The following is a 16551-nucleotide window of genomic DNA, read 5'->3' as shown; positions in this document are numbered from 1 at the left end:
CGCCCGGCTGCGCCTTCAGCGCCCGGTCCCCTGCTCGACATGCGGGCGGAGGGTAGCCGGGTCGATACTTTGTGCTATGACTGAATATGTCCCGATTCCTGGTAGTGAACGCTCGGCCGCGCCCAGAGCGCGCTCCGCAGGGCCCCTCGATGCGGCGGCACCGGTCGAGGTCACGGTCATGCTGCGGCGCCGGGCGGAGGTCCCGCACGAGCTGGTCGTGGGGCCCGAGACGATCTCGCAGACCGAGCTGGCGCAGCGATACGGTGCCGATCAGGCCGACGCCGACCTCGTGCGCGAGGTGCTGGGCCGCCATGGTGTGCAGGTGACCGGCGTCGACCTGGCGGCCCGCCGGGTCACGGTGTCGGGAACCGTGGAGCAGATGGCCGCGGCGTTCCGTACGGAGCTGTCCCGGGCGGCCAGCCCGGACCCGGCCACCGGTGCGCCCGTCGAGCACCGCCACCGCGAGGGGCCGCTGGAGGTGCCCGCCGCGCTGGACGGTGTGGTCGTGGCGGTGCTCGGCCTGGACGACCGGCCGCAGGCCCGTCCTCATCTGCGGCATGCGCACACGGAGGCCCGCCGGATCTCCTACAAGCCGACGGAGCTCGCCAATGTGTACCGCTTCCCGCCCGGGACCGACGGCAGCGGCCAGGTGCTGGCGCTGATCGAACTCGGTGGCGGTTTCAAGCCGGCGGAGTTGAAGACCTACTTCCAGTCCCTGGGGCTGCGGGCGCCGAAGGTGACCGCGGTGAGCGTCGGCACTGCCCGTAATCACCCCGGTGAGGAGGCCGACGACGAGGTGCTGCTGGACATCGAGGTCGCGGGCGCGCTGGCACCCGGTGCCGAGCAGAAGGTGTACTTCGCCCACAACACCGACCAGGGCTTCGTCGCCGCGGTGAGCCAGGCCGTGCATGCGACGCCGACGCCGGCGGCGCTGAGCATCAGCTGGGGCGCCCCGGAGGTCTTCTGGACCGAGCAGGCCCGCCTGGTGTTCGACGAGGCGCTGGCCGATGCCGCGGCGCTCGGTGTGACGGTGTGTGTCGCGGCCGGTGACAACGGCAGCGGTGACGGGGTCGAGGACGGCCTGCCGCACACCGACTTCCCGGCGGCCAGCCCGCACGCCCTGGCCTGCGGTGGCACCCGTCTGGACGCCGACCCCGCGACCGGCAAGGTGCGCAGCGAACGGGTGTGGGGCGGCGACGGGGACGGTGCCACCGGCGGCGGTGTCAGCGAGGCCTTCCGCCTTCCGGTGTGGCAGGGCACGGCCGGTGTGCCGCACAACGGGAGCGCTCCGGGCCGTGGTGTACCGGACGTCTCCGGTGTCGCCGACCCGGCCACCGGTTACGAGGTGCTGGTCAACGGCCGCCGCTCGGTCATCGGCGGCACCAGCGCCGTCGCTCCCCTCTGGGCGGCCCTCACCTGCCGCATGGTCGAAGCGCTGGGCCGTCCGCTCGGCATGCTCCAGCCGCTGCTGTACGCCGGTGTCACGCCCGGTCACACCTCCCGGGGCTTCCGCGAGATCATCAAGGGCAGCAACGGCGCCTTCCGGGCCGGCCGCGGCTGGAACGCCTGCACCGGCCTGGGTGTCCCCGACGGTCAGGAACTGCTGGAGTCGCTGCGGGAGTTGACGCTTCACTGAGGAGGCGGCGGGGTGCGCCCGCGCCATGAGCGCGAGGGCCGTACGGCGGCTGGTTCCCGGTGCCGTACGGCCCCCGCGGGCGTCAGGTCGCCTGTGCCTTGGTGTAGAGGTTCTTGGCGTCATCGCCGAAGTACGGGCCGAACATGGTGTCCGGCAGGAACTGGTAGCCGAAGCTGTTCACCGAGGACTGCAACCCGGTGCCGGTCTTCTCGTCGAACGAGGTGAACCAGGGGCCGCCGCTGGAGCCGCCGGTCATGTTGCAGGACAGGCCGTGGTCCTTGGTCAGCAGCGGGTCCTTGATGGTGGTGCCGCTGCAATAGATCAGCTTGCTGCCGTCGTACGGCGCGGCCGCAGGGTAGCCGAAGGCGTACATCGTCTTGTTGTAGCCGGAGTTGAAGGACAGGCCCTGGCCGCCGACGACATCGGTGAGCTTCTTGCCGTCGAGCGGGGCGACGACCGCCGCGCCCACGTCGTAGTTCATGTCCTCGCTCGCCGTCCACTGCGGGGTGGAGAGCGTCTTGGCGGCCGCCCATTTGCCGTACGGGGCCTGGCCGTCGTGGTAGCCGGGGACGAAGACCCAGTTGGTGTGCCAGGCGCCCTTCAGCTTCACACAGTGCCCGGCGGTGATCACCGTGCTCTTGTTGCTGCTGGTCACCGCGTCGCCGGAGCAGGAGGCGTTGCGGCCCTGGTAGGTGAAGAACACCCGTCCGGTGGTCTTGGTGACCGCGCCGCCGCCCGTCCAGGGACCGCCGGCCTGGCGGGGGGCTCCGGGCAGCAGCGAGGCGGGCGAGGGTGCCTTCGGGAGCCGGGGGAGGGTGGGCGCCACCTTCAGCGGGGCGCTGTGCGGGACTTCGGCGGCCCGGTGCGCGGCGGTTGCCTGCGCCGGGGTGAGGTCGAGCGGGGCGGCGGAGCGCATCCGGTCCGCGGTCCAGAAGGCGTCGAGGGTGGTCTGCGGGGTGGGGGAGCGGTGGGAGTTCTGCGGGGTGGTGGCGGCGGCCGGACCGGTGGGGAGCAGCAGGGCGAGCAGCGTACCGGCGGCCGTCAGGGTGCCGAGGGCGGCCCGGGAGCCGCCCGCGGGGCGCGCTGCCGGTATGCCGTGAACTGTCGCAGTGCCACGATCGGTTCGTCTCACGCGTAACTCCTTCTGCGGGGGCCGCGCACGGCACAGCGCGCGCGGCCGGGGGAGGGGGCCGCGCGGTGCGGCCCCGGCAGATGAGTGGTGCGGATCCGAGGTAAGGGTGCCACCGGAAACGGCGGGAGGGCAGGGGTCGTGCCGTGATCGGTCGCCGGAGAATTCCGGTGCGGGGCGGGGGACCCGACCGGTGCCGGGGGATCGGCCCCGGCCGCAGCCCTGGGGCTCAACCCCGCCCGATATAAGGCATGTTGGTCGCCAGGACCGTCGCGAACTGCACATTGGCCTCCAGCGGCAGCGACGCCATATGGACGACCGTACGGGCGACATCGGCGGCGTCCATCACCGGCTCGACCGCCAGCTGGCCGTTCGCCTGGAGGATCCCGGTCTGCATCCGGCCGGTCATCTCGGTCGCCGCATTGCCGATGTCGAGCTGGCCGCAGGCGATCCGGTACGGACGGCCGTCCAGGGACAGCGACTTGGTCAGCCCGGTCATCGCATGCTTGGTGGCGGTGTACGCGATGGAGTGCGGCCGCGGCGCATGGGCGGAGACCGAACCGTTGTTGATGATCCGTCCGCCCTGCGGGTCCTGCGCCTTCATGGCACGGAACGCGGCCTGGGCACACAGGAAGGCACCGGTGAGATTGGTGTCCACGACCGCGCGCCAGTCGTCATGGCTCAGCTCGTCCAGCGGTACCGCCCTGCCGAAGGTGCCGGCGTTGTTGAAGAGCAGGTCGAGCCGGCCGAAGCGGTCGCGTACCGCGGTGAAGAGGGCGTCGACCTGCTCAGGACGGGTGACATCGGTGGGCACCGTCAGGACCGCCGGGCTGTCGGGGGTGGTGAGCCCCACCAGACGGGCGGTCTCCGCCAGCGCCTCGGCGCGCCGCCCGGCCAGCACCACCGTCCAGTCGGCATCGGCCAGCGCATGGGCGACCGCCTGCCCGATACCGGATCCGGCGCCGGTGACCACGGCCACCTTCCGGGGCGTCGCCCCGCCCTGCCGTGCTTCCTGGGGCACCGGTGCCGTTTTCGCGCTCTGCCCGGCCCGCGAGGAGGGCGCCGGCAGCGTGGGCCGGGGCGCGGTCGCCACCCCGCCCACCTGCCCGGCCCGTGCCGTCGGCGTCGCCTGTGCTTCCCCTGCCCGCTGTGTGTTCTGTGCCATGGCGGCAGCGTAAACGCCGTACCGGGAGCGGGCCGGGCGACTCAGCCGCCGCTCCGGAAGCGCTGGAGTACGGCCGCCTTCGTGGCGGTGAACTCCTCCTCGGTCAGGATGCCCTCGCGGCGCAGCTCGCCGAGTTCGCGCAGCCGGCGCAGCAGGGCGTCATGGTCCTCGGCGGGGGCGCTCGGCCCGGGCACGGAGGGGGCGGCGGCCGGGGCCGCCGCGGTCAGGGCGCCCGCGGGCTGTCCGCTGCCGAGGGGCTTCCGGCTGCCGGTGGTCCGCCCGCCGCCCGCCGACGGATGCGGCAGCCGCACCGCGACCGCGGCCGCCAGCAGCGCCGTTGTGCCGCTCTCCTTCTTGAAGCCCCACAGCTCGATGGAGTGCGGGTCGTGCTCGGGCTTGATCCGCTCCGTCGCCTCGTGCGGGCGGAAGCGGAGATAGCCGGACTCCAGGCCCGCGGCGGCCCGCCACTCCACCGCCGCCAGATCGGCCAGCGCATAGTCCCTGGGGCCCGACTGCCGCTTGGTCTCGCTGGTGTTCCAGCGCCACTCCAGTTGCACCCGCTCACCGTCGAAGGTGGCGATGCCGTCCACCCCGGCGGCCGTGAGCGGTACGGCGGGGCCGGGCAGCAGGTAGCGGTCGCAGGGCCCGTCCGGTATCTGCTCCAGCATCAGGGCCTGCCGGACCGTGTCCACGAAGTACTCGGCGACCTCCACCCTCCCGGCGTCCACCGCGATCTGATACGGATTCGCATCGTCCGGCAGACTGCCGCCGGTGACCTGCAACAACGGATCGGCGCCGACGCGCAGCCGCAGACGCACCCGGCCGCCCTTGCGGGCCGGTTCGTAGGCGATACCGGCCAGCGCGGCCAGCGGCACCGTGAACTCGCCGAGATCCTGGCGCAGTTTGTGTATCCCGCGCTCGCGCCCCGGCACGATGCGGACCTCCGTACCGTCGAAGCTCCAGGTGCCGTCGCGCACCATCAGTTCTGCCATGCGCCGAATCCTACGGATCCCCACGGACAGCCGTCGGATGCCGTGATTGTCCGACGGCGTCCCTTGCGGGCCCAAGCATCATCCAGCGGTCATACCTGCGTCGTACCCGGGACAGCGCCGCGCCGTCCCGCGGCCCTCCAATGCTTACGGACAACCGCCGTCAGGGGAGGGCCAGATGACGCACACCGCAGCGTACGAGCAGGAGATCCGGGCCGCCGCACACGTGGGCCGGCGCCGCTTCCTCACCGTCACCGGGGCCGCCGCCGCGCTCGCCTTCACGACCAACCTCCCGGGCACGGGCGCCGCCCACGCCGCCGAGGTCGACGCGCGCAAGATCACCGAGAATCCGTTCACCCTCGGCGTCGCCTCCGGCGACCCGCAGCCGGGCTCCGTCGTGCTGTGGACCCGGCTCGCGCCGCGCCCGTACGAACCGGGATGGGGGTCCCCCCGCTCGAACGTAGTTGAGAGTGGGGGAGGTATGCCCAATGCCAGAGTCACCGTCCGCTGGGAAGTCGCCTACGACGAGCACTTCAAGCGGCTGGCCGGCCGGGGCCGCGCCGAGGCGCACCCGGAGTTCAACCATTCCGTGCACATCGAGCCCACCGGCCTCGCGCCGGACCGCGTCTACTGGTACCGCTTCCGCGCCGGCAGCTGGATCAGCCCGGTCGGCCGCACCCGCACCGCACCCGCCCGCGCCGCCCGGCTCTCGCAGCTGAAGCTCGCCGCGGTCTCCTGCCAGGCCTACCACGACGGCTACTTCACGGCCTACAAGCACCTGGCGCAGGAGGACCTGGACGTCGTCTTCCACCTCGGCGACTACCTCTACGAGTACCCGGTCGGCGCGGCCGGCGGCGCCCGCAACTACAGCGACCGCACGCTGCCCGCACGCTTCGACCGGGAGACGGTCACCCTGGAGGACTACCGGCTGCGCTACGCCCTCTACAAGTCCGACCCGGACCTCCAGGCCGCGCACGCCGCCCACCCGTTCATCGTCACCTGGGACGACCACGAGGTGGAGAACAACTACGCCTCCGACATCAGCGAGGACGCCCTCCCGCCGGCCGAGTTCCTCATCCGCCGGGCCGCCGCCTACCGCGCGTACTGGGAGAACCAGCCGCTGCGCCGCCCGCAGCGGCCGAACGGCCCCGACGCCCGGCTCTACCGCCGCCTCCAGTACGGGCAGCTCGCCCAGTTCGACATCCTCGACACCCGCCAGTACCGCTCCGACCAGGCCTACGGCGACGGCTGGCACACCCCGGGCCCCGAGTCCGAGGACCCGAAGCGCACCCTGACCGGCGCCACCCAGGAGCGCTGGCTGATCGACGGCTGGCGGCAGTCCACCGCCCGCTGGAACGTGCTGCCGCAGCAGGTGACCTTCTCCGAACGGCGCAACGCCACCGGTCCCGGCTACAAGGTGAGCATGGACGCCTGGGACGGCTATACGGCCTCCCGCGAGCGGGTGCTGGCGGGTGCGGAGTCGGCGGGTGTGGACAACCTCGTCGTGCTCACCGGCGATGTGCACGTCCACTACGCCTTCGACATCAAGAAGGACTTCAAGGACCCCGGCTCGCGCACCGCGGGGGTGGAGTTCGTCACCACCTCGATCGCCAGTGGCAAGGACGGCGCGGAGAAGCCCGCCAACTGGGCCACGTACATGGCCGCCAACCCGCACCTGAAGTTCTACAACGGCCGGCGCGGCTACCTCACCGTCACCCTGGACCGCGACACCGCCCGCGCCGACTACCGCACGGTGTCCGCGGTGACCACCCCCGGCGCGCCGGTGCAGACCGCCGCCTCCTTCGTCTCGGAGGCGGGCGATCCGGGCCTCAAGCCCGCCTGACCGCGACCGGGGACCTAGGTCCAATGGCGCACCCCGTAAGGGGCCCATCCCTGCCCTGGGCATGACACCATGGATCAGCCTTCACCGACCCATGGAGACCGAATATGACGGAGCCCGGCCCCGGCACGGCCGAATCCCAGGACTCACCACCGATAGCCGGGCGGGGCGCGGCAGCAGCACCGGCCGCGTCCCGCCGCACCAGCCTCCTTGTCACCCTCGTCCTCGGCGGACTCACGGCGGTCCCGCCGCTCTCCATGGACATGTATCTGCCGGCCCTGCCGCAGGTCACCGCCGCTCTGCACAGCCCGGCCGCCACCGTCCAGCTCACCCTCACCACCTGCCTGACCGGCATGGCGCTGGGCCAGATGATCGTCGGCCCGATGAGCGACAAGTGGGGGCGCCGCCGTCCCCTGCTGGCCGGCATGGTGCTCTACGTCCTGGCGACCGCCCTGTGCGCGGTCGCCACCGGCGCCGAGATGCTCATCGCCTTCCGTCTGCTCCAGGGCCTGGCGGGCGCGGCAGGCATCGTCATTGCCCGGGCGGTGGTCCGCGACCTCTACGACGGTGTCGCGATGGCCCGCTTCTTCTCCACGCTGCTGCTGATCTCCGGGGTGGCGCCGGTCGTCGCCCCGCTCATCGGCGGCCAGATCCTCCAGGTCACCGACTGGCGCGGGGTCTTCGTCGTCCTCACCGGCGTCGGCCTGGCGCTCACCCTCCTGGTGTGGCGCAAGCTGCACGAGACCCTGCCGCCCGGGCGCCGGCACACCGGAGGTCTGGGCGAGGCCCTGCGCACCATGCGTGATCTCCTCGCCGACCGGGTCTTCTCCGGCTACCTCCTGGCCGGCGCGTTCGCCTTCGCCGCCCTCTTCGCGTACATCTCGGCCTCGCCGTTCGTCGTCCAGGAGATCTACGGCGCCTCCCCGCAGGTCTTCAGCCTGCTCTTCGGCATCAACTCCGTCGGCCTGGTCGCGGTCGGCCAGCTCAACGGAAAGCTCCTGGTCGGCCGGGTGAGCCTGGACAAGGTGCTGGGCACCGGCGTGACCCTGACCGTCCTGGCGGCGGCCGCCCTGCTCCTGATGTCCTCAGGACGCTTCGGCCACGTCGGGCTGGTGCCCATGGCTGCCGGGCTCTTCGTCCTGATGGCCTCCATGGGGCTGATCCTGCCCAGTGCCAACACCCTGGCGCTGGTGCGCACCCCGCACGCGGCCGGCTCCGCCTCCGCGCTGCTGGGCACCTCGACCTTCCTCCTCGGGTCGGTGGTCTCGCCCCTGGTGGGTATCGCGGGGGAGCGGACCGCCGTGCCGATGGCCCTGGTACAGCTGTCGTGTGCCGTGATGGCGCTCGTCAGCTTCCTGGGAATGTGCCGCCCGTGGCAGCGTAGGAAGGAGAGCACCACGGGCAGTGCGGGCGGAAGGACCGGACTCTGAGCGCACCGAGACTCACCTACGGCACACCGGCCCAGGCGGGCCTGGACCCCGCCTGGGTGGAGCGGCTGGTCCGTGGTGTGCGGGCGCTGCCCGAGGGCCGCCCGCCGTGGTGCCCGGGCGTCGTGGTGCTGGCCGGCCGGGGCCGGATCGTGGTCGCCGAGGCCGCCGCCGGCTGGGCGCACCGCTACCGGGCGTACGACCCCGAGCAGGACCGCGGCCTGGATCTGCCCCGCGACCTGTGGGAGCCGATGCGGGCCGGCACCGTCTTCGACCTCGCCTCGCTCAGCAAGCTCTTCACCGCGATCGTCGCGATGCAGCAGGTCGAACGCGGGCGCCTGGTCCTCAACGACCAGGTCAGGGCCCACCTCCCGGCCTTCGCCCCGGGCATCACCGTCCGCCGGCTGCTCACCCACACCTCCGGCCTCGCCCCGGAGCTGCCCTTCTACGAGCACCGGGAGCGGGCGGACCAGCTGGCGCTGCTGTGGCAAGAGGCGGCCGCCCCCACCGGCCGCCCCGACACCAGCTACCTCTACTCCGACCTCAATCTGATCTCCCTCCAGCTGATCCTGGAGCAGCTGACCGGGCGGCGCCTGGACGCCCTGGTCCGTGAGGGCATCACCGGCCCGCTGGGCATGTCCAGCACCTGCTACGGCCCACTGTCCCCGCACGGTGTGGCGGCGACCGAGGACCAGCGACGCCCCTGGGCCAAGGCGGACCGCGGCATGATCAGGGGCGAGGTGCACGACGAGAACGCCTGGGCGCTGGGCGGGGTGGCCGGTCATGCGGGCCTGTTCTCCACCGCCCAGGACCTGGCCGTGCTGTGCCGCACCCTGCTCAACGGCGGCGCCTACGGCAACGCCCGGATCCTCGGCGCCGGTGCGGTGGCCGCCCTGCTCGATCCGCCCGGTCTCGGCTTCGGCATCGACCAGCCGTACTTCATGGGCGAGTTGGCGGGCCACGGCGCGGCCGGGCACACCGGCTTCACGGGCACCAGCCTGGTCCTCGACCGCGCCACCGACACCTTTCTGATCCTGCTCGCCAACACCGTCCACCCCCGCCGCCGGATCAGCGGCAGCGCCCCGCGCGCCGCGGCCGCCACCCGCCTGGCCAGAGCGGTGGTCCGGGCAGACTAGGGGGGTGTCTCTCCCGGCCGCCGTAGAATGCCTCCGATGCACGAGGAACTGCGCGCCGCACTGGCCGGCCTGCTCGATGGCCTGCCGCCCAAGCAGGCCGCGCAGGCGGTCGACCGGCTGATCACCAACTACCGGGGCCGCACCCCCACCGACGCCCCGGTCCTGCGGGACCGCGCGGACGTGGCCGCGTACGCCGCCTACCGCATGCCGGCCACCTTCGAAGCCGTACGGGCCGCGCTGGCCGCCTTCGCCGCCCGGGTCCCGGACTGGTCCCCGGCCACCCATATCGACATCGGCGGCGGCACCGGCGCCGCCACCTGGGCCACCGCCGCCACCTGGCACGGCCACCACAGCACGGTCTGGGACTGGGCGCAGCCCGCCCTCGACCTCGGCCGTGAGCTGGCCGACGGCCTGCTCCCCGACACCGCCTGGCAGCGGCAGACCATCGGGGCGGGCCTGACCCTGCCCTCCGGCACCGACCTGGTCACCGTCTCCTACGTGCTGGGCGAACTCCGGCCCGAGGACCGCCGTGCCGTGGTCGCCGCGGCCGCCGCGGCCAAGGCCGTCGTCCTCATCGAACCGGGCACCCCCGACGGCTACCTCCGTATCCGCGAGGCCCGCACCCAGCTCATCGAGGCCGGCCTGCGGATCGTCGCGCCCTGCCCGCACAGCGACACCTGCCCGATCGTCCCCGGGGAGGACTGGTGCCACTTCGCCGCCCGGGTCAGCCGCTCCTCGCTGCACCGCCAGGTCAAGGGCGGCTCCCTGCCGTACGAGGACGAGAAGTTCAGCTACGTGGCCGCCACCACGCTCCCCGCCGACCCGGCCCCCTCCCGGATCGTCCGTAAGCCCCAACTCCGCAAGGGCCAGGTCCTGCTGGACCTGTGCACCACGGACGAGGGCCTTCAGCGGACCACGGTCACCAAGCGGCACGGCACCGCGTACAAGGCGGCCCGCGACGCCTCCTGGGGCGACGACTGGCCGCCCGCCTGACCCGCGGGTCCGCGGCCGGCCGGGCCGTGCGCGGGGGACCTCACCGCACCTCCGCGGTCAGGCACTTCACGCTCCCGCCCCCCTTGAGCAGCTCGCTCACATCCATCCCGAGCGGTTCGAAGCCCCGCTCCCGCAGGGGCCCGAACAGGCCCACCGCGGCGGCCGGCAGCAGCACATGGCGGCCGTCGGACACCGCGTTCAGCCCGAACGCCGCCGCATCGGCCGCGGAGGCGATCAGCGCATCGGGGTACAGCCGGGCCAGCACCGCCCGGCTCCCGGCGGAGAACGCGCCCGGGTAGTACATGATCTCCGCCTTGGCGCCCGGCTCCCCGCTGCCCCCGTCCAGGACGCACAGCGCCGTATCGAGGTGGTAGTACCGCGGGTCGACCAGATCGAGCCCGATCACCGGCCGCCCGAAGTACTCCTGTGCCTCCGCGTGCGAGAGCGGGCTGCTGCGGAAGCCGCGGCCGGCCAGCAGCCAGCAGGCGGTGACCGCGAAGTCGCCCTCGCCCTCGTTGATGTGCCGCGGCTCCCGCACCTCGGTGAAGCCATGGGCGCGGTACCACGCGGCGTGCACCGCGGCCTCGCCGCTCCGCTCCGCGAAGGCGAACCGGGCGCCGAGCACCCGCCCGTCCACGACGGTGGCACCGTTCGCCGCGAAGACCATGTCGGGGAGTGCGGGGCGCGGTGCCAGCTCTTCGACGGTGTGGCCGAGCGCGCGGTAGCGGTCGCGCAGGTCCTCCCACTGGGTCTGCGCCAGCGCGAGATCGACGGGCTTGCCGGGGTCCATCCAGGGGTTGATGGAGTAGCTGACCTGGAAGTACGTCGGCGGGCACATCAGATAGCGGCGGGGGGTGGCGGTGCGCCGGGCAGTACGCAAGGAGGGCTCCTCACGGTGGGATGACGCCGAGCGGGTACGGGGGCTGGTCCGCCTCGGCCGCCCCGTCCGCGCTCAGCAGCATGGTCCACCGTGCGGAGCCCGCCTGCCGTGAGGCGTGCACCGTTCGGGTGGCGCACGGCTCAGTCCCGCTGCCCCCGCTCCTGGAACTTGCGCAGCAGTTCACGGCGCTGCGCCTGGGCCTCGGCGCGCCCCTGGCCGGCCCGGCCCGCGCCTCCGCCGCCGCGCAGTGCGCCCCGCGACAGCTTGCTGCGGGTCCCGCCGACTCCGAGCATTCCGTCCGCATGTCCCTTGCTCATGGAAGTCCCCTCTCCTCATCGAACGAGACGGATCGTCTCGCCGTCTGGTCCCTACTATGCGCGAGACGCGCCGTCTCGTCAAGACGATACGTCTCGCCTCTCCTCGCTAGACTCCGCTCCATGGCCAACAAAGCAGCCCCCGACTCTCCCCCTGGCTCCGCCGGGGGGACCCCCACCCGCCGCAGAAGCGAGCGCTCCCGCCGCGCGATCTTCGATGCCGCCCTCGCGCTCGTCGGCGAGGTCGGCTACGACAAGCTCACGATCGAAGGCATCGCCTCCCGGGCGGGGGTCGGCAAGCAGACGATCTACCGCTGGTGGCCCTCCAAGGCCGCCGTCCTCCTGGACGCGTTCACCGCCGGTGTCGACGAGGACTACGAAAAGGGCCTCCCGGACACCGGTGATCTCGCCGCGGACCTGAAGTTCGTGCTGCGCGCGACCGCCGACGAGTTCAACGACCCGGCGTTCCAAGCCCCCTATCGCGCCCTCGCGGCCGCCGGTGCCAACGACGAAGAGCTCTCCCGTACCTTCGTCGGCCGGCTGATGGAGCCCGGCATCCGCGTCTACACCGACCGACTGCGGGCGGCCCAGGAAGCGGGCGAGGTGGCGGACGACATCGATGTGCGGGTGGCCGCCGAGATGGTGCTGAGTCCCTTCTCACAGCGCTGGCTGATGCGCACCGGTGAATTGAGCTACGAGTTCGTCGACACCCTTGTCGACCAGGCACTGCGCGGTCTGCGTCCCCGCGGCTGAATCCGCCGTACGGGCGGCGCACGAGGCGACACCCTGTCGCCGATGAGGTGAATTGCCGGTATTGGCCGGTCCTTCGTTCACCCCGGATCCCCACACCGGTCACCCGGAGCGCAGGATGGTGGCAGCATTGATCCCAGACCACCGCTCGAAGTGAGGGGATAGATGGAACGCAAGAGCAGGTTCTCCCAGTGGCTGCGCCGGCCGAAGAGCGGAACGGACGGGCGCGAGACGGACACGGGATCAGCGGCCGCGCGCGGCCGTGAGGACCTGCTGCTGGCCGCGGCCGGAGCGGGCTTCCCCATCGCCCCGGCAGCACACCCCTCCGGCTACGGCTGTTCCTGTGAACGCATCGGCTGTCCCACCCCCGGCCGGCACCCCATCTCCTTCGGCTGGCAGACCGTCGCCACCACCGACCGCGACAAGGTCGCCGCCTGGGTCCGCACCCTCCCGCAGGCCAACTTCATCACCGCCACCGGCATCGCCCACGACGTGCTCGACGTCCCCGTCGAGGCGGGCCGCAGCGCCCTGGGACGGCTGGACGCGGCGGGCATCGAGGTCGGCCCGATCACCCTCAGCGGCGCCGGCTTCGGCGACGGCCGGATGCTGTTCTTCACCGCCACCCGCGGCACCCCGGACGACGAGGACGAGTGGTGGCCCTGCGAGCTGGACTGCCACCCCGAGACCCTGGACGAGCACCCGGGGCTGCGCTGGCACTGCCGCGGCAGCTACGTACTCCTGCCGCCCTCGACCCTCCCCGGCGAGCAGCCCGCGGTGACCTGGCTGCGCGGCCCCGAGCTGCCGCTGCCCGACCCGCTGACGCTGCTGGAGTCGCTGACCGACGCCTGCGCCGAGTTCAACGACCGCACCGACCGCGAGTCCTACCACGAGACGGCGGCCTGGCCGATCGGCCGCTGAGCCCCTGCGTACGCCGAAGGGGCCGCCGGGATCACCCCGACGGCCCCTTCGGCGTCTTCCGAGGTGCTACAGCGGCTTGACCTCGGTCTTGGCCTCCCGCCGGTTCAAGATCGTGACCTTGCCCCCGGCGTCCTTGGCCGGCACCGTGACCACCTGGGCGGAGACGGTGGTGAACGCCATCCGGTTGGTCTTCTTCTGCGGCCCGTCGATCAGGCCCCGCAGCCCCGCCGGCACCGTGATCACCGAGCCCTCGGAGACCGTCTTCTGCTGGTGGTACAGGGTCGAGAAGAACACCAGCGCACCGCCGTCGGCCGTCCGCAGCGCCACCGGCGGATAGTTCGCCGCGCTGTCCTCCCACAGGATCCGTGCGCCGGGCTGGTTGGCGTCCCTGGCGCGCTGGGCCCGCCAGCCGTCGGTGTTCGGACCGGGGGCGAAGGCGCTGCCCTTGCCGGTGTTGAGGTAGTCGGCGTACGTACTGCTCAGCTTGCCGGGGTCCACCGTCAGACCGGACTTCGCGCCCGCGGGCACCGCCTCGGCGAACCCGTCCTGGCCGGTCTTCAGCTCCGGCGCCTTGTTGGCGGGGAACACCGCCAGATACGCCGCACGCCACTTCTCCTCGATGCCGTTGCGGGTGAACACCAGGAACCACCGGCTGAACGAGCCGTCCGCGGTCTTGCGGTTGGTGACCGCGTCCGCGATGAAGTACTTCGGCCAGCCCGCCTGCTTGGGCACCGTGAAGTGCGCGTCCTTGAACGTCAGGTCCGGGAAGGCCGGGTTGCCCTGCGGCCGCAGCGCATGCGCCGCCTTTATCCCCGCCTGGTCGATGGCGAGCAGCGCGCCGGTCTCGAAGGAGGGGTTCAGCTGCGGATCGAGCCGGCGGTTGGCCTTGTTGAAGCCGTCGGCGAAGTGCTGGAGCGCCTTGGCGCCGTCAGCTTCCTTCACCGCCGGCAGCATCTCCCTCTCGCCGTGCACCGTCATGCACCCGCTCAGTATCACCAGCGCCGCCGCTGCCGACGTCAGCGTTGCGGGCACCCGGAACGGCGACCTGCGTGTCATGGGGTTCGGGCTCCTTCGAGGCGACCGGGGCGGACGGGGAGGCCGCCGGGGTGGCGGAATTCGGCGCCACCCTACCCGGGGCGAAGAAGAACAACAGCGTGGGGACCAGATACAGAGCCCACACCGTGACCTGGAGGACGGTCGGGTCCGGCTGGAAGTTGAACACGCCCTTCAGCAGCGTCCCGTACCAGCTGTCGGCCGGGATCTGCGCGCTGACGTCGAACGCCTGCGAGGACAGCCCCGGCAGGATGTCGGCCTCCTGAAGGTCGTGGAAGCCGTACGCCAGCACGCCCGCCGCGACCACCACCAGCATCGCGCCGGTCCAGGTGAAGAACTTCGCCAGGTTGATCCGCACCGCGCCGCGGTAGAACAGCCAGCCCAGCAGTACGGCCGTCAGCAGGCCCAGCAGCGCCCCGACCAGCGGCCGTACACCGTCGTTCGCGGACTGCGCGGCGGTCCAGATGAACAGCGCGGTCTCCAGGCCTTCGCGGCCCACCGACAGAAACGCCGTCACCACCAGCGCCACGGTGCCCATCTGGAGCGCCGCGTCCAGCTTGCCGTGCAGCTCCTTCTTCAGATGCCGCGCGGTGCGCCGCATCCAGAAGACCATCCACGTCACCAGGCCGACCGCGATGATCGACAGCGAACCGCCCAGCGCCTCCTGCGCCTTGAACGTCAGGGTCTCGGACCCGAACTGGAGCGCCGCACCGAACGCGAACGACAGCACCACGGCCAGCGTGATCCCGAGCCAGACCGGGCGCAGCGCCTCCCGCCTCCCGGTCTTGACCAGATAGGCGATCAGGATGCACACGACGAGGCTGGCTTCCAGGCCCTCGCGCAGACCGATCAGGTAGTTGCCGAACACGTCGGTCCCTTCTCTTCCTTCATACAGCGACTTTCATGGACGCCGGTCTTCTCTCCGGCATCGGCTTCCGGTATGTCCGGAGCCGTTCTCCGGTGCCGGGTTCCGGCGTCGGTGGCGTCAGGCGAACAGGCCCCGGCCCCACCAGTCGTCCGCGTTCCGGACGCCCGGCGGCACCGCGAAGACCGCCGAACCGACGTGCTGGATGTACTCGTTGAGATCGTCGTTGGCCGCCAGGTTCCGCTGGAGGGGGACGAAGCCCTCACGGACGTCCCGCTGGTAGGCGAGGAAGAACAGCCCCGCGTCCAGCCGCCCCAGGCCGTCCGTACCGTCGGTGAAGGAGTAGCCGCGGCGGAGGATGCGCGCCCCGTTGTTGGAGTCCGGGTGCGCGAGGCGGACGTGCGCGGTCGGCAGCATCGCCTTCAGATGCGGCTCGTCCCGCTCGTTCTTCCGGCCGACCGGGGCGCCCTCGCCCTTGTTACGGCCGAAGATGTCCTCCTGCTCCTTGAGCGAGGTGCGGTCCCAGGTCTCGATGTGCATCCGGATCCGGCGCGCGACGAGGTAGGAACCGCCCGCCATCCAGCCGGACTTGCCCTTTTCGTCCTTCTCGCCGACCCATACGTGCTTGTCCAGCGCCGCGGTGTCGGTGCCCGCGATGTTCCGGGTGCCGTCCTTGAAACCCATCATGTTGCGCGGCGTCTGGGCGTCCGGTGTCGTCGAGGACGTCTTGCCGAAGCCCAGCTGCGACCAGCGGATGGCGATCTTGCCGAAGCCGATCCGGGCGAGGTTGCGGATCGCATGCACCGCGACCTGCGGGTCGTCCGCGCACGCCTGGACGCACAGATCGCCGCCGCTGCGCGCCTTGTCGAGGTTGTCGCCGGGGAACTGCGGCAGATCGATCAGGGCCTCCGGCCGCCGGTCCTTGAGGCCGAACCGGTCCTTGCCGTCCTTCTCGAACAGCGTCGGCCCGACACCGAAGGTGAGGGTGAGCCGGGACGGCGGCAGGCCCAGCGCCTCGCCGGTGTCGTCCGGCGGCGCCTCCGCCAGCCCGCCGACCGCGCCGTCGCCGACCGCGTCGCCGGACGTCATCCGCGCCGCCGCCTTCGTCCACTCCTTGAGCAGCGCGATCAGCTCGTCGCGGTCGTCGGTGGTGACATCGAACGCGGCGAAGTGCAGCCGGTCCTGGACGGCGGTGGCGATACCCGCCTGGTGCTTGCCGTGGAAGGCGATCGCGGCACCCGCGGTGGCGTCCGCGGCGGCCGGCTGGGCGTCGCTGCCGGTGCGCAGCGCCACCGCCGTACCGCCTGCCGCGACCGCGCCGAGTGCCAGTCCGGCCCCGCCCCACCCGATCAGCGAACGCCGGGAGGGCGCCCGCCCTTCGGTGGCCGGTGCGGTCTGCGTGTCCTCTGCGGTCTTCTCGGCCTCGGCGCTCAGGCCGTCGTCGTGCGTCATCATG

At 72.2% G+C, this 16551-nt stretch carries 14 protein-coding genes and 1 pseudogene; 7 read left to right on the top strand and 8 right to left on the bottom strand.

Translation table 11 applies throughout. The features are described from left to right. Positions 1-76: 76 nt before the first annotated feature. Positions 77-1636 (top strand): S53 family peptidase, encoded by a 1560-nt coding sequence (locus ACZ55A_RS02530; protein ID WP_468831959.1) that lies wholly within the window; start codon positions 77-79, stop codon positions 1634-1636. Between the two features lie 82 nt (positions 1637-1718). Here the strand turns inward: ACZ55A_RS02530 and ACZ55A_RS02525 are convergent, their stop codons facing one another. From ACZ55A_RS02525 to ACZ55A_RS02515, 3 genes are all read right to left on the bottom strand, one after another. Then, positions 1719-2768, bottom strand: a complete 1050-nt coding sequence (locus ACZ55A_RS02525) for a trypsin-like serine peptidase (protein ID WP_468831957.1) — start codon at positions 2766-2768, stop codon at positions 1719-1721. 226 nt (positions 2769-2994) lie between these two features. Further along, on the bottom strand, positions 2995-3930 hold the full coding sequence (locus ACZ55A_RS02520; protein WP_468831955.1) for an SDR family oxidoreductase: 936 nt from the start codon (positions 3928-3930) through the stop codon (positions 2995-2997). A gap of 41 nt (positions 3931-3971) precedes the next feature. Further along, positions 3972-4922 carry a DUF4429 domain-containing protein gene (locus tag ACZ55A_RS02515; protein ID WP_468831953.1) on the bottom strand — a complete coding sequence of 317 codons (951 nt, stop codon included), beginning with the start codon at positions 4920-4922 and terminating at the stop codon, positions 3972-3974. 175 nt (positions 4923-5097) lie between these two features. Between ACZ55A_RS02515 and ACZ55A_RS02510 the strand changes: the two genes are divergently transcribed. The 4 genes from ACZ55A_RS02510 (at position 5098) to ACZ55A_RS02495 (ending at position 10315) form a co-directional block, all read left to right on the top strand. Next, the gene (locus ACZ55A_RS02510) at positions 5098-6762 is read left to right on the top strand and encodes an alkaline phosphatase D family protein (RefSeq protein WP_468831950.1); all 1665 of its coding nucleotides are present in this window, start codon (positions 5098-5100) and stop codon (positions 6760-6762) included. A gap of 104 nt (positions 6763-6866) precedes the next feature. Continuing rightward, positions 6867-8189 (top strand): multidrug effflux MFS transporter, encoded by a 1323-nt coding sequence (locus ACZ55A_RS02505; protein WP_468831948.1) that lies wholly within the window; start codon positions 6867-6869, stop codon positions 8187-8189. A 56-nt stretch (positions 8190-8245) separates the two neighbouring features. Further along, positions 8246-9322: a serine hydrolase domain-containing protein gene (locus tag ACZ55A_RS02500; protein WP_468831946.1), complete on the top strand. Its 1077-nt coding sequence runs from the start codon at positions 8246-8248 to the stop codon at positions 9320-9322. Between the two features lie 36 nt (positions 9323-9358). Next, a complete protein-coding gene (locus tag ACZ55A_RS02495; RefSeq protein ID WP_468831944.1) occupies positions 9359-10315 on the top strand; it encodes a small ribosomal subunit Rsm22 family protein in 957 nt (318 codons plus the stop codon). 40 nt (positions 10316-10355) lie between these two features. Here ACZ55A_RS02495 and ddaH read toward each other — a convergent pair. Further along, positions 10356-11246, bottom strand: a pseudogene (gene ddaH, locus ACZ55A_RS02490) (dimethylargininase); the annotation flags it as partial. Positions 11247-11335: 89 nt separating this feature from the next. Beyond that, positions 11336-11512 (bottom strand): DUF6243 family protein, encoded by a 177-nt coding sequence (locus tag ACZ55A_RS02485; RefSeq protein WP_468831942.1) that lies wholly within the window; start codon positions 11510-11512, stop codon positions 11336-11338. A gap of 120 nt (positions 11513-11632) precedes the next feature. Here ACZ55A_RS02485 and ACZ55A_RS02480 point away from each other — a divergent pair, with 120 nt between their 5' ends. Together ACZ55A_RS02480 and ACZ55A_RS02475 are read left to right on the top strand one after the other, a co-directional pair. Further along, positions 11633-12262, top strand: a complete 630-nt coding sequence (locus ACZ55A_RS02480) for a TetR/AcrR family transcriptional regulator (RefSeq protein WP_468831940.1) — start codon at positions 11633-11635, stop codon at positions 12260-12262. A gap of 162 nt (positions 12263-12424) precedes the next feature. Next, positions 12425-13177 carry a bifunctional DNA primase/polymerase gene (locus tag ACZ55A_RS02475; RefSeq protein WP_468831938.1) on the top strand — a complete coding sequence of 251 codons (753 nt, stop codon included), beginning with the start codon at positions 12425-12427 and terminating at the stop codon, positions 13175-13177. A gap of 66 nt (positions 13178-13243) precedes the next feature. Here the strand turns inward: ACZ55A_RS02475 and ACZ55A_RS02470 are convergent, their stop codons facing one another. The 3 genes from ACZ55A_RS02470 to efeB all read right to left on the bottom strand — a co-directional run bounded on the left by ACZ55A_RS02470 (position 13244) and on the right by efeB (position 16547). Beyond that, a complete protein-coding gene (locus tag ACZ55A_RS02470; RefSeq protein ID WP_468831936.1) occupies positions 13244-14173 on the bottom strand; it encodes an SCO2278 family lipoprotein in 930 nt (309 codons plus the stop codon). Next, complete coding sequence (efeU, locus tag ACZ55A_RS02465; RefSeq protein ID WP_468831934.1) at positions 14106-15098, bottom strand: iron uptake transporter permease EfeU; 993 nt, start codon at positions 15096-15098, stop codon at positions 14106-14108. The genes ACZ55A_RS02470 and efeU overlap by 68 nt, the downstream gene beginning before the upstream one ends. 117 nt (positions 15099-15215) lie before the next feature. Then, a complete protein-coding gene (efeB, locus tag ACZ55A_RS02460; RefSeq protein WP_468834566.1) occupies positions 15216-16547 on the bottom strand; it encodes an iron uptake transporter deferrochelatase/peroxidase subunit in 1332 nt (443 codons plus the stop codon). Positions 16548-16551: the final 4 nt, after the last annotated feature.

The sequence above is a fragment of the Streptomyces sp. NPDC034111 genome, assembly GCF_055575375.1.
The sequence above is the reverse complement of the archived record's forward strand: the minus strand, read 5'-3'. Positions and strand labels throughout refer to the sequence as shown.

Bases quoted from the DNA above. Each gene is read 5' to 3' on its own strand.
- ACZ55A_RS02530 (WP_468831959.1), top strand. From the start codon at position 77: ATGACTGAATATGTCCCGATTCCTGGTAGTGAACGCTCGGCCGCGCCC.
- ACZ55A_RS02520 (WP_468831955.1), bottom strand. From the start codon at position 3,930: ATGGCACAGAACACACAGCGGGCAGGGGAAGCACAGGCGACGCCGACG.
- ACZ55A_RS02515 (WP_468831953.1), bottom strand. From the start codon at position 4,922: ATGGCAGAACTGATGGTGCGCGACGGCACCTGGAGCTTCGACGGTACG.
- ACZ55A_RS02510 (WP_468831950.1), top strand. From the start codon at position 5,098: ATGACGCACACCGCAGCGTACGAGCAGGAGATCCGGGCCGCCGCACAC.
- ACZ55A_RS02505 (WP_468831948.1), top strand. From the start codon at position 6,867: ATGACGGAGCCCGGCCCCGGCACGGCCGAATCCCAGGACTCACCACCG.
- ACZ55A_RS02495 (WP_468831944.1), top strand. From the start codon at position 9,359: ATGCACGAGGAACTGCGCGCCGCACTGGCCGGCCTGCTCGATGGCCTG.
- ACZ55A_RS02485 (WP_468831942.1), bottom strand. From the start codon at position 11,512: ATGAGCAAGGGACATGCGGACGGAATGCTCGGAGTCGGCGGGACCCGC.
- ACZ55A_RS02480 (WP_468831940.1), top strand. From the start codon at position 11,633: ATGGCCAACAAAGCAGCCCCCGACTCTCCCCCTGGCTCCGCCGGGGGG.
- ACZ55A_RS02475 (WP_468831938.1), top strand. From the start codon at position 12,425: ATGGAACGCAAGAGCAGGTTCTCCCAGTGGCTGCGCCGGCCGAAGAGC.
- efeB (WP_468834566.1), bottom strand. From the start codon at position 16,547: ATGACGCACGACGACGGCCTGAGCGCCGAGGCCGAGAAGACCGCAGAG.